Source organism: Streptomyces omiyaensis (assembly GCF_014650895.1).
Lineage (GTDB): Bacteria > Actinomycetota > Actinomycetes > Streptomycetales > Streptomycetaceae > Streptomyces > Streptomyces omiyaensis.
Window position 1 is genome coordinate 225,450 of the sequence record NZ_BMVV01000006.1, and the last position, 11,961, is coordinate 237,410.

General features: G+C 73.1%; 9 protein-coding genes. 2 read left to right on the forward strand and 7 right to left on the reverse strand.

The annotated features are described in order from the left end of the window. Positions 1–34 precede the first annotated feature (34 nt). The 6 genes from IE287_RS38480 to IE287_RS12835 form a co-directional block, all read right to left on the reverse strand. Positions 35–226, reverse strand: a complete 192-nt coding sequence (locus tag IE287_RS38480) for a hypothetical protein (protein ID WP_229883443.1) — start codon at positions 224–226, stop codon at positions 35–37. A gap of 118 nt (positions 227–344) precedes the next feature. Beyond that, positions 345–1,280: an alpha/beta fold hydrolase gene (locus IE287_RS12815; protein WP_189849112.1), complete on the reverse strand. Its 936-nt coding sequence runs from the start codon at positions 1,278–1,280 to the stop codon at positions 345–347. Continuing rightward, positions 1,277–1,774 carry a phage holin family protein gene (locus IE287_RS12820; RefSeq protein WP_189849113.1) on the reverse strand — a complete coding sequence of 166 codons (498 nt, stop codon included), beginning with the start codon at positions 1,772–1,774 and terminating at the stop codon, positions 1,277–1,279. Before IE287_RS12820 ends, IE287_RS12815 begins: the two co-directional genes overlap by 4 nt. A 35-nt stretch (positions 1,775–1,809) precedes the next feature. Next, complete coding sequence (gene nhaA / locus IE287_RS12825; protein WP_229883444.1) at positions 1,810–3,192, reverse strand: Na+/H+ antiporter NhaA; 1,383 nt, start codon at positions 3,190–3,192, stop codon at positions 1,810–1,812. A gap of 233 nt (positions 3,193–3,425) precedes the next feature. Further along, positions 3,426–5,381 carry an acetate--CoA ligase gene (gene acs / locus IE287_RS12830; RefSeq protein WP_189849115.1) on the reverse strand — a complete coding sequence of 652 codons (1,956 nt, stop codon included), beginning with the start codon at positions 5,379–5,381 and terminating at the stop codon, positions 3,426–3,428. Positions 5,382–5,659: 278 nt separating this feature from the next. After that, positions 5,660–8,065: a SulP family inorganic anion transporter gene (locus tag IE287_RS12835; protein WP_189849116.1), complete on the reverse strand. Its 2,406-nt coding sequence runs from the start codon at positions 8,063–8,065 to the stop codon at positions 5,660–5,662. Between the two features lie 277 nt (positions 8,066–8,342). On the opposite strand from IE287_RS12835, the gene IE287_RS12840 reads away from it, so the two are divergent. Continuing rightward, on the forward strand, positions 8,343–9,638 hold the full coding sequence (locus IE287_RS12840; RefSeq protein ID WP_189849117.1) for a polysaccharide deacetylase family protein: 1,296 nt from the start codon (positions 8,343–8,345) through the stop codon (positions 9,636–9,638). Between the two features lie 384 nt (positions 9,639–10,022). Here the strand turns inward: IE287_RS12840 and IE287_RS12845 are convergent, their stop codons facing one another. Then, positions 10,023–11,006, reverse strand: a complete 984-nt coding sequence (locus IE287_RS12845; protein WP_189849118.1) for an ATP-binding protein — start codon at positions 11,004–11,006, stop codon at positions 10,023–10,025. A 102-nt stretch (positions 11,007–11,108) separates the two neighbouring features. Here IE287_RS12845 and IE287_RS12850 point away from each other — a divergent pair, with 102 nt between their 5' ends. Beyond that, positions 11,109–11,927, forward strand: coding sequence for a Fic family protein (locus IE287_RS12850; protein WP_189849119.1), 819 nt, complete (start codon positions 11,109–11,111; stop codon positions 11,925–11,927). The last annotated feature ends 34 nt before the right edge of the window (positions 11,928–11,961 follow it).

Genomic DNA, 11,961 nt, shown 5'->3' on the forward strand with positions numbered 1-11,961 from the left:
TGACCCGGGCGCCGGGCGGGCCGGGCCCGGTGGTCTAGGGGGTGTCGCGGGGGTGGCGGAGCCGGGCGGAGACCCAGCGGGCGCGCCGCCTGAGGATGCGTGAGATCCCGACCTGCCCGCCGGGAGCGCGGCCCTGGTCCGGCGGACCTCCCCGCTCGCGGGAGCCCGGCCCGGAGGCGGAGCGGCGGTCGCGTGCCGTGTCACTGAAGTCGTGCGTCCAGCCCATACCGGGACGTGTGCCCGGGCTCCGGGCTCGGTAACCGCTCGGGGGCCCGCCAATCGGAGTATGCGCGGGGCACATGGCCGTTCGACGCAAACCCGTGCGGGCGGGGCCCGCGGCGGGGTCAGCGGTCCGGCTCGGGGTCCTTCAGCCAGTTCACGAGCTCCGTCGTGAAGGCGACCGGGTCCTCCTCGTGGGGGAAGTGACCGAGGCCGTCGAAGAGCCGCCAGCGGTAGGGGGCCTCCACGTACTCGCCCGAGCCCGCGGCGCTGCGGGTGCGCATCACCGGGTCCAGCGAGCCGTGCAGGTGCAGCGTCGGCACCCGGACCGGCCGCTTCATGCGCCGGTTGAACTGGATGCCGTCGGGGCGGGCCAGCGAGCGGACCAGCCAGCGGTACGGCTCGATCGAGCAGTGCGCGGTGGACGGGACGAGCATCGCCCGCCGGTACGCCTCGACCGCCTCGTCCTCGACGGGGCGCGGCCCCGACCACTCCCGGATCAGACGGCCCACCAGCTCGGCGTCCTCGGCGACCAGCTGACGCTCCGGCAGCCACGGCCGCTGGAAGCCCCAGATGTGCGAACCGGCCCGGGACTGCGCGAAGTCGGAGAGCATCGCCGAGCGCCAGCGGCGCGGGTGCGGCATCGAGGAGACCACCAGGCGGCGGACCAGCTTGGGCCGCATGACCGCGGCCGTCCAGGCCAGGTAGCCGCCCAGGTCGTGGCCGACGAGCGCGGCGTCCGGCTCGCCGAGCGAGCGGACCACGCCGGTGATGTCGAGGGCCAGGTTGGCGGGGTCGTAGCCCCGGGGGGTGCGGTCGCTGCCGCCGACCCCGCGCAGGTCCATCGCGACCGCCCGGAAGCCCGCCTCGGCGAGCGCCGGCAGCTGGTGGCGCCAGGTCCACCAGAACTGCGGGAAGCCGTGCAGCAGCAGCACGAGGGGGCCGTCGCCCATCTCGGCGATGTGGAAGCGGGCGCCGTTGGCCGCGACGTCACGGTGGGTCCACGGACCGTCGAGGCGTACGGGCCCGCCGCCGGGGGTGCTGCTCTCGGGGAGGGTCATACGGACGAGCGTGCCACAGACTGGGCCTTGGCCATCGTCACCTCGGCGGCCGGGACACCCTCCGGACGGGGGTGCGGCTTCACGTTCTCCATGATCGCTGCGGTCTGCTTCGCCGACGCGATGGACTTCTCCGGCGGCTTCACCTTCTTGAACTTGGAGACCGCGACGAAGCCGAGGATGCCGGCGACGATCACGTTGAAGGCGAAGGACAGCAGGAAGCACCAGACGAGGTTCCAGCCGCCGTTGCCGTTGTGCCCGCCGGTCCAGGTGTTGATGGCGTACGCCAGCGCGAAGCTCAGCATCGGCAGCGAGAACAGCAGCACCACGGCGGCGGTGATGCCCGCGGCACCGCCGATCGCGCCGCGCTTGACGTCCTGCCGGAGCTCGGCCTTGGCCAGGGCGATCTCGTCGTGCACCAGTGCGGACATCTCGGCGGTCGCCGAGGCGACCAGCTGGCCGAGGCTGCGCTCGGTTCCGTCGAACGGGTCGCTCATCGCTCTCCCTCTCCTTTTGTACGGTCCGAGTCAGATCATGCCGGACGGTCGGCCCCGTCGCGCGGTGCCCCCGCCAGTCGGGCGCGCTCGCGGTGCTCCGCGGCCCTCCGCTCCAGGATCTCCGCCATCCGGAGGTGGTACGCCTCGGTGCCCTCCTCGTACACGTCGGGAATGCCGTCCTGGTCGTCGTCCCGGTCCTCCTCGGCGACGAGCAGCTGGTACTTCCGGACGCGCAGCTTGAGCAGGAGCGTGGCCACGGCCGCGGCGATGAGCGAGCCCATGAGGACGGCGGCCTTGACCTCCTCGGTGAGGGCCGCGTCGCCCTCGAAGGCGAGTTCGCCGATGAGGAGGGAGACGGTGAAGCCGATCCCGGCGAGGGAGGCGACGGCGAAGACGTCCGGCCAGGACAGCTCGGGGTTGAGCTCCGCCCTGGTGAAGCGGGCCGCCAGCCAGGTGCCGCCGAAGATGCCGATCGCCTTGCCGACAACCAGGCCGAGGACGACGCCGAGGGTGACGGGCTGGGTGAAGACGTCCCGGAGAGCCTCGCTGGACATGGTCACGCCCGCCGAGAAGAGCGCGAAGAGGGGGACGGCGAGGCCGGCCGAGAGCGGGCGGACCAGGTGCTCGACGTGCTCGCCGGGGGAGTGCGACTCGCCCTCGCGGGTGGTGCAGCGGAGCATCAGGCCCATGGCGACGCCGGCGATGGTGGCGTGCACGCCGCTGTTGTACATCAGGGCCCAGACGACCAGGGCCAGCGGGACGTAGACGTACCAGCCGCGGACCTCCTTGCGGAGCAGGTACCAGAAGAGGGCGAGGCCGGCGAAGGCGCCGCCGAGGGCGGCGAAGTCCAGGTCGCTGGTGAAGAAGACCGCGATGATCAGGATCGCGAAGAGGTCGTCGACGACGGCGAGGGTGAGCAGGAAGGCGCGCAGCGCCGAGGGGAGCGAGGTGCCGATGACGGCGAGGACGGCCAGCGCGAAGGCGATGTCGGTGGCGGTGGGGACCGCCCAGCCGTCCATGGAGCCGCCGCCGACGGCGTTGACCAGGACGTAGACGAGGGCCGGGGTGGCCATGCCGCAGATCGCCGCGATGACGGGGAGGGCGGCGGCCTTGGGGTCGCGCAGCTCGCCGGCGACCAGCTCGCGCTTGAGCTCGATGCCGGCGACGAAGAAGAAGACCGCCAGGAGGCCGTCGGCCGCCCAGTGCGCGATCGAGAGGTCGAGGCCGAGGGCGGCGGGGCCCAGGTGGAAGCCGGAGACGGCCTCGTAGCTGCCGGGGGCGGTGTTGGCCCAGACGAGCGCGGCGACGGCGGCGACGAGGAGCAGGACACCACCGACGGTCTCGGTGCGCAGGGCGTCGGCGAGGTGGCGGCGCTCCGGGAGGGAGAGCCTGCCGAGGAAGTTGCGGTCGGTGGACACGGGGGGCCTCCGGTCGGGTGGGCAGCACACAGCACATGCCGACCAGACTTCCCGGCGCACCTAGGTCTTTCTGTCGCGTTCCTGACGCGGTCCTTACTTTACCTAACGAGCCCGAGGTGTGTCCGGCGAGGATCACTTTAGGGGGGTACGGGGCTTTCGGCGCCCCGGAGCGGGGAAGCGGAAGGGCCCGCCCCGGCACCCGGGGCGGGCCCTTCCGCGAGCGGCTGCGGGGCTCAGTCCTCGCTGGAGGCGGCGGGCAGCTGCGTCTGGATGAGCGACATGACCGAGGAGTCGGTCAGCGTGGTGACGTCGCCCAGCTCGCGGTTCTCCGCCACGTCGCGCAGCAGCCGGCGCATGATCTTGCCGGAGCGGGTCTTCGGCAGCTCGGCGACCGGGAGGATCCGCTTCGGCTTGGCGATCGGGCCGAGCGTGGCGCCCACGTGGTTGCGCAGCTCGGCGACGAGGGACTCGTCCTCGCTCGCGGTGCCGCGCAGGATGACGAAGGCGACGATCGCCTGGCCGGTGGTCTCGTCGGCGGCGCCGACGACGGCCGCCTCGGCCACCGACGGGTGGGAGACGAGCGCCGACTCGACCTCGGTGGTCGAGATGTTGTGGCCGGAGACGAGCATGACGTCGTCGACGCGGCCGAGCAGCCAGATGTCGCCGTCGTCGTCCTTCTTGGCGCCGTCACCGGCGAAGTACTTGCCCGCGAAGCGGGACCAGTAGGTGTCGATGAAGCGCTGGTCGTCGCCCCAGATGGTGCGGAGCATCGACGGCCACGGCTCGGTGAGCACCAGGTAGCCCCCGCCGCCGTTCGGCACCTCGTTCGCCTCGTCGTCGACGACGGTGGCGGAGATGCCGGGCAGCGGGCGCTGGGCGGAGCCCGGCTTGGTCTCGGTGACGCCGGGGAGCGGGCTGATCATCATCGCGCCCGTCTCGGTCTGCCACCACGTGTCCACGATCGGGCAGCGGTCGCCGCCGATGTGCTTGCGGTACCAGACCCACGCCTCGGGGTTGATCGGCTCGCCGACCGAGCCCAGCACGCGCAGGCTCGACAGGTCGAACTTCGCGGGGATGTCGTCGCCCCACTTCATGAAGGTGCGGATCGCGGTCGGCGCCGTGTAGAGGATGGTGACGCCGTACTTCTGCACGATCTCCCAGAACCGGCCCTGGTGCGGGGTGTCCGGGGTGCCCTCGTACATGACCTGCGTCGCGCCGTTGGCCAGCGGGCCGTAGACGATGTACGAGTGGCCGGTGACCCAGCCGATGTCGGCGGTGCACCAGTAGACGTCGGTCTCCGGCTTGAGGTCGAAGACGGCGTGGTGGGTGTAGGCGGCCTGGGTGAGGTAGCCGCCGGAGGTGTGCAGGATGCCCTTCGGCTTCCCCGTGGTGCCCGAGGTGTAGAGGATGAAGAGCGGGTGCTCGGCCGGGAAGGCCTCCGGGGCGTGCTCGGTGGACTGGCGGGCGACGATGTCGTCCCACCAGACGTCCCGGCCCTCGGTGAAGGCGGTGTCCTGGCCCGTGCGGCGGACCACCAGGACGTGCTCGACCTGCGGACACTTGGTGACGGCCTCGTCGATCGCCGGCTTGAGGGCGGACGGCTTGCCGCGGCGGTAGCCGCCGTCGGCGGTCACGACCAGCTTGGCGTCGGCGTCCTGGATCCGGGAGGCGACGGCGTCGGCGGAGAAGCCGCCGAAGACGACGGAGTGGGCGGCGCCGACGCGGGCGCAGGCCAGCATCGTGATCGCGGCCTCGGGGATCATCGGCAGGTAGACGGCGACCCGGTCGCCCTTGCGGACGCCCAGCTCGGTCAGGGCGTTGGCGGCCCGGGAGACCTCGTCCTTGAGCTCGGCGTAGGTGATCGCGCGGCTGTCGCCCGGCTCGCCCTCGAAGTGGATGGCGACCCGGTCGCCGTGTCCGGCCTCGACGTGCCGGTCGACGCAGTTGTACGCCACGTTGAGCTCGCCGTCGGCGAACCACTTGGCGAACGGCGGGTTCGACCAGTCGAGGGTCTCGGTCGGCTCGGTGGCCCAGGTCAGGCGCTTGGCCTGCTCGGCCCAGAAGCCCAGCCTGTCCGTCTCGGCCTGCTCGTACGCCTCCGCCGTCACGTTGGCGTGCGCGGCCAGCTCGGCGGGCGGCGCGAAACGGCGCTCTTCCCGGAGCAGATTGGCCAGGCTCTCGTTGCTCACGACATCTCCCTTTCCCAGGGCGTCCTCTGTGCGTATGTGTCCCGTGTCATAGCTCATCAGCCCGAAGCCCCGGGTGACAAGAGGCTCAGGCGAATTGGTTTAGACCTGTGAGTGGCTTGACGGACGGGGGCCCCTTCGTCCCGAGCGGAGGGAGAAGGGGCCACACAGTCTCACGGACGCGTGCCGGGAAAGGTTCAGGACGCGCGGCGGGAGGGCGCCGGTGCGGTGTCCGGGCCCCGCCGGGACGGGCCCGGCGGGGCCCGGACGGGCGCGGGCCGTCAGGAGGCCCGGGCCGCCAGGACCGCCGGAGGGACGCTGTCGAAGACGTCGTCGTAGCCGCGCACCTCGTCCCCGGAGAGCAGGTACGCCTGCGCCTCGCCCACGTGGAAGTACATGCCGTGGAGCGTGAGGCTGCCGTCCGCGAGGCGCCGCGCCACCGACTCGTACGCCCGCAGGTGCTCCAGCTGCTGGACCACGTTGGTGAGGCACAGCTGCTCGACCGCGTCCGCCGGCAGCCGGCCGGAGATCCGCGCCCACGCGTGCCGCCGGCTCGCCATCCGCTCCAGGCTGGGCCGGCCGTGCCGCAGCCAGCGGCGCAGCGGGGTGGCCGGCTCGTCGGGTCCGGCGCCGAGCAGGGCCTGCATGGCGCCGCAGCCGGAGTGGCCGCAGACGGTGATCGACTGCACCCGCAGCACGTCCACCGCGTACTCGATCGCCGCCGCCACCGAGTCGTCCCCGCTCTCCTCGCCGGGCAGCGGCACCAGATTGCCGACGTTGCGCACGGTGAAGAGGTCGCCCGGACCGCTGGACGTGATCATGCTGGTGACGAGCCGGGAGTCGGCGCAGGTGAGGAAGAGCTGCGAGGGGCTCTGGCCCTCCCGGGCGAGCCGGGCCAGCTCGTCGCGGACCAGCGGAGCGGTGTTCCGCTGGAACTTGCCGATGCCGTGGGCCAGCTGATGACCGGTCGGGCGCGGCGCCCGCTCGGCGGGGACGGCCGGCGGCGCGGGGCGCTCGGCGCACTGGTGGTTGTGCCAGGGGGTCCAGGGGCGGCAGCAGGCGTGCGGGGAGGCCGCCCGGACGGCGTCCGGGCCGGCGGGCTCCGTGACGTCCGGCGCGGTGTCCGCGGCGGACGTCACGGCGGGGGAGCCGGTGATGCGGCCCCCGGAGGGGCCGGTCATCTCGACCGTGCCGCCGTGCGCCAGATGGCCGGTCGTCCAGTCGTTCAGCGCCTCGTACGCGGCATGGTCCATGAACGAACCGTCCAGCTCCACGGTCACCTCCGAGCCTGTGGGGATCTGGTGCAGCGCGCGGCTCAGCCGCGGCACCGCGAGGAAGGTCAACTGGCCGCGCACGCGGAGGAACTGGTGCCCCCCGCGGTCCTCCCGGGTGATCCGGGTGCGGGCCAGGCGCTGCATCGCGACCGCGACCGCGACCGCGATGCCGAGGGCGACGCCCTCCAGGATGCCGACCAGGACGACCCCGGTCAGCGTCACCACGTACACCACGACCTCGCGGTGGCGGGTGACCGTACGGATGTGGGTGATGCTCACCATCTGGATGCCGACCACCATGACGAGGGCGGCGAGGGCGGCCAGCGGGATCAGGTCGATCGCGGGCACCAGGAACAGCGCGGCCAGCACGATCCACAGGCCGTGCAGCATCGTGGAGGCGCGGCTGACCGCGCCCGCCGACACGTTGGCCACGCTGCGGACCGCGACCCCGGCGACCGGGAGGCCGCCGAGCGCCCCCGAGACCATGTTGGCCACGCCCTGGCCGGCCAGCTCGCGGTCCAGGTCGGAGCGCGGGACGCCCCGGCCCCGGTCCTCGCGGGCGGCGACGAGCTTGTCGACGGCGACGGCGGAGAGCAGCGACTGCACGCTGGTCACCAGGGTGATGGTGAGCACCCCGGCGGCGATCCCGAGGACCGGCCCCTCGGGGAGGCCCGGCAGCGCGTGGCTGCTCCAGGACGGCAGGTCGACGCGGGGCACGGTGAGCCCGGTGGCGACCGCGAGCAGGGTCGCGCCGCCGACGGCGACCAGCGCGGCCGGTGCCTTGCGCGCCCACCGGCCCGCGCGGCCGGGCAGCCGGGGCCAGCAGAGCAGGACGGCGACGGTCAGCGCGCTGATGGTGAGCGCGGCGGGCCGGGCGTGCGCCAACTGCGCGGGCAGGCCGAGGGCGTTGGCCACCGCGGAGCTCTGCGGGGTGCCGCCGAGGACGATGTGGAGCTGGGCCAGGGCGATGGTGACACCGATGCCGCCCAGCATGCCGTGCACGATCGCGGGCGAGACGGCGAGCGCCGAGCGGGCCACCTTCAGGGTGGCGAGGGCGAGTTGGGCGAGTCCGGCGAGGACCGTGATGGCGCAGGTGGTGCGCCAGCCGTACCGCTGGATCAGCTCGGCGGTGACGACGGTGAGGCCGGCGGCCGGTCCGCTCACCTGGAGCGGGGAGCCGCCGAGCCGGCCGGCGACGAGTCCGCCGACGGCGGCGGCGACCAGTCCGGCCTGGAGCGGGGCTCCGGTGGCGAGGGCGATGCCGAGCGAGAGCGGCAGCGCGATCAGGAAGACGGCGATCGACGCGGAGACGTCCGCGCCGGCGGGGCGGAGGCGGCGACGGCCTCCGGGCGGGCTGTGGGGCCGCTGGACGCGCGGCCGGTTGGGGGTGCGGGCAGGGGTGCAGAGGGTCATCCGGTCTCCTCCGGGGCCGAACGGGTACCTCAACTCTGAGTAAACGAATCGTAATGGAGAGTAAAGTCTCCGGCATTATTTTCGGGGCAAACAGGGCAATGGTTCACCGGTTCCGGTGATTGGGGAACGAATTACCGCTTGTCGTTTCATCGCTCCGACGGCTGCGGTGCGACGTTGACGCGGCCGGCAGCTCGTGGCCCGCGGTCCTTCGGTCCGCGGCCCGTGGCCGCGCGGCTCGTGTCCGTGCTCGGGGAAGTCGGAGAAGAGAGGTGGGCGGATGTCAGCCGCCGTGCGAGGAAGTACGTTCCGGAGGAAGGCGCTGGCCGCCGGCGCGCTGGCCGTCGCCCTGATCGGCGGTCTGGCGGGCTGCTCGGAGCCGGCCGGCCCGGCCGCCGGGGGCACCAAGGGAGCCGGCGCGGACGCCGCGAAGAAGCCCGCGGCCGCGCCGGAGAGCCCCGTCCGGCTGATCGGCGACGGCTCCACCGCCTACACCGGCGCCCAGCCCCACCAGCCGACGTGGACGAAGCTCAAGCCGGGCGAGACCCCGCCGCAGTTCGTCGTCTTCTCCTGGGACGGCGCCGGCGAGGACAGCCAGAAGCTCTTCTCCCACTTCCGCGGCGTCGGAAGGAAGTACGGCGCCACCATGACGTACTTCCTCAGCGGCGTGTACCTCCTGCCGGAGGAGAAGCGGGCGATGTACGACCCGCCCAAGCACTCCGCCGGCCGCTCCGACATCGGCTTCAACGACGCCGGGGGCATCCGCGACACCGTCCGCGAACTGCGCGGCGCGTGGCTGGAGGGCAACGAGATCGGCACCCACTTCAACGGGCACTTCTGCGGCGCCGAGGGCGGCGTCGGCACCTGGTCCGTGGAGGAGTGGAAGAGCGAGATCCGGCAGGCCAAGTCCTTCGTCAAGAACTGGAAGACCAACGCGGGCCTGCGTGCCGAGCAGCCGCTCCCGTTCGACTACGACAAGGAGCTCGTCGGGGCCCGCACCCCCTGTCTGGAGGGCCGGACGAACTTCGTGAAGGCCGCCTCCGAGCTGGGCTTCCGCTACGACACCAGCGGCGTCAACGACCAGATCTGGCCGAAGAAGGACCAGGGCCTCTGGGACCTGTCCATGCACCTCGTCCCGGTCCCCGGCCGCGCCTTCCAGACGCTCTCCATGGACTACAACTTCATGGTCAACCAGTCGCCCGGCACCACCCAGGGCGACCCGAACATGCACCGGTACTGGGGCGACCAGATGCGGGACGGCCTCGTCCAGGCCTTCGAGCGCTCCTACCGGGGCAACCGGGCGCCGGTCGTCATCGGCAACCACTTCGAGTCCTGGAACGGCGGCACCTACATGCGCGCCATCGAGGAGACCATCGCCACCGTCTGCGTCCAGAAGGACGTCAAGTGCGTCTCCTTCCGCCAGCTCGCGGACTGGCTGGACGCCCAGGACCCCGCCGTCGTCGCCAAGATGCGCACCCTGAACGTCGGCGAGGCCCCCGCCGGCGGCTGGCCCGCCTTCCTCGCCGCCCCGCCGGCCCCCGCCGCCCCGGCGACGAAGCCGGCCGCCCAGAGCTGACCCGAGACCGGGAACCCGGTTCGGGAACCCGGCCCGAGAGCCCGGTTCGGGAATCCGGCCCGAGAACCCGGTTCGGGAATCCGGCCCGAGAACCCGCCCCCGGAGCCCGCCATGCGGACTCCGGGGGCGGGCGCACGTCGGGGGGTGGGCGGCCGCCCCCGGGGCGGGCGGCATTTCGGGGCGGGGCACACCCGGAGCGGGCGGCATTTCGGGACGGGGCGCACCCGGGGGCGCGCTCGTCTGTCGGTGGGGTGGCCGTGCCCGCCGGTGGCGGCGGGGAGCCGGTGGGCGGGTGGCGGTGCCCGCCGGTGGGTGTGGCCGTGGCCGCGGGTGGTGGTGGCGGGGGTGTCGGTGGGCGGGTGGCGGTGCCCGCCGCCGGCGGTGTCAGCGGGCGGCCGCGGTGGCCGGTTCGCCGAGGACGTAGTCGGGGTCGACCTGCGCCGCCAGGTCCGCGCCCGTCTTCGCGTTGCCCCAGCTCTCCGCGTTGCGGAGGTGGAAGTGGACCATCTGGCTCGTGTAGCGGCGCCGGTCGCGGTGCGCGTACGTGTCGTCCGCCGCCTCCCGCAGGGCCCGCAGCGCGCCGTGGTTCTCCGGCTCCAGCTCCTCGAAGCGCGGGGGCCGGCCCTTCTCCATCGCGCGGACCCAGTCCGAGTGGCCGACCGTGACGAGCAGGTCCTCGCCGACCTCCTGGCGCAGGAAGTCCAGGTCGTCCGGGCCCTGCACCTTGTTCCCGACGACCTTCAGCGCGACGCCGAAGTCCCGCGCGTACTCCTTGTACTGGCGGTACACCGACACCCCCTTGCGGGTCGGCTCGGCGACCAGGAAGGTCATGTCGAAGCGGGTGAACATGCCCGACGCGAACGAGTCCGAGCCCGCCGTCATGTCGACGACCACGTACTCGCCGGCCCCGTCCACCAGGTGGTTCAGGCACAGCTCCACCGCGCCGACCTTCGAGTGGTAGCAGGCCACGCCGAGGTCCGCCTCGGTGAACGGGCCCGTCGCCATCAGCCGCACCTCACCGGGGTCGAGCCGCACCCGCCGCGCGCACGCCTCGTACACCGGGTTCTCCTCGCGGACCCGCAGCAGCCGCGACCCCGAGCCGGGCGGCGTCGTCTTGATCATCGTCTCGGCCGAGACGATCCGCGGGTTGCTGCCGCGCAGGTACTCCTTGATGAGGGGCAGCTGCGCCCCCATCGCGGGCAGCGCGGCCGCCTCCGCCTCGGTGAGGCCGAGCGCGGCGCCCAGGTGCTGGTTGATGTCCGCGTCGACGGCGACGACGGGCGAATCGGTGGCGGCGAGGTGGCGGACGAAGAGCGAGGACAGCGTCGTCTTGCCGCTGCCGCCCTTCCCGACGAAAGCGATCTTCATGTTCACCTAGCGTAGTGGCATGAACGCGCTTAGTGGTCAAGGTCTATGAAGAAGACCACTCCTTCGTGGGGCGGGCCTCCGGGGCGCGTAGCCTCCCTACCTATGAGTACGCACGCCTCTGACCCCTTGGCCGCCCTCGGTGCCCTGCCGGGCGTCGCCGATGCGGTGGACTCCGTACGCAAGGCCGTCGACCGGGTCTACGGCCACCGCGTGATGCGCCGCCGCAGCAACGAGATCGCCCATGAGGCCGCGCTGCGCGGCGCCCGCGGCTCGGCCGCGCTGGCCGGTGCCGACTGGGCGCTGGAGGAGGTCCGCCGCCGGACCGACTTCAGCGCCGATCCCGAGGCCCGCACCGTCGGCGCCGCCCTGCGCCTGAGCGCCGAGGCGGGCGAGCTGCTCTCCATCTGGCGTCAGTCGCCGCTCCGGGTGCTGGCCCGGCTGCACCTGGTCGCGTCGGGCGAGCACCAGGACTCGGTGGGCCGCCCCCGCCAGGCCGGCGAGACGGTGGCCGAGCCGCTGATCGAGGCCCCCCTGCCGGACCCCGACGAGGTCGCCGCCCGCCTCGACGGCCTCGCGGAGCTCGTCGTCGCGGGCAGCGAGGCCCCGGCCCTGGTCGTCTCCGCGGTGGTCCACGGCGAACTGCTCGCCCTGCGCCCCTTCACCTCGCACAACGGCCTGGTCGCCCGGACCGCGGAGCGGATCGTCCTGGAGGGCAGCGGGCTCGACCCGAAGGGCATCTGCCCGGCGGAGGTCGGCCACGCGGAGCAGGGCCGGGCCGCCTACCTGGCGGCCTTCGAGGGGTACCTGACCGGTACCCCGGAGGGTGTCGGTGCGTGGATCGCGCACTGCGGCCGCGCGGTAGAGCTCGGCGTCCGCGAGTCGACGGCGGTCTGCGAGGCGCTCCAGCGCGGAGCGGCCTGAGTCACGCCGGGCCGAGTCGCGCCGGCCTGAGTCA

What these genes read in the sequence shown, in the direction of transcription:
- IE287_RS12815 (WP_189849112.1), bottom strand. Translation starts at nt 1,280, where the DNA reads ATGACCCTCCCCGAGAGCAGCACCCCCGGCGGCGGGCCCGTACGCCTC.
- IE287_RS12850 (WP_189849119.1), top strand. Translation starts at nt 11,109, where the DNA reads ATGAGTACGCACGCCTCTGACCCCTTGGCCGCCCTCGGTGCCCTGCCG.
- IE287_RS38480 (WP_229883443.1), bottom strand. Translation starts at nt 226, where the DNA reads ATGGGCTGGACGCACGACTTCAGTGACACGGCACGCGACCGCCGCTCC.
- IE287_RS12840 (WP_189849117.1), top strand. Translation starts at nt 8,343, where the DNA reads ATGTCAGCCGCCGTGCGAGGAAGTACGTTCCGGAGGAAGGCGCTGGCC.
- IE287_RS12820 (WP_189849113.1), bottom strand. Translation starts at nt 1,774, where the DNA reads ATGAGCGACCCGTTCGACGGAACCGAGCGCAGCCTCGGCCAGCTGGTC.
- IE287_RS12835 (WP_189849116.1), bottom strand. Translation starts at nt 8,065, where the DNA reads ATGACCCTCTGCACCCCTGCCCGCACCCCCAACCGGCCGCGCGTCCAG.
- IE287_RS12845 (WP_189849118.1), bottom strand. Translation starts at nt 11,006, where the DNA reads ATGAAGATCGCTTTCGTCGGGAAGGGCGGCAGCGGCAAGACGACGCTG.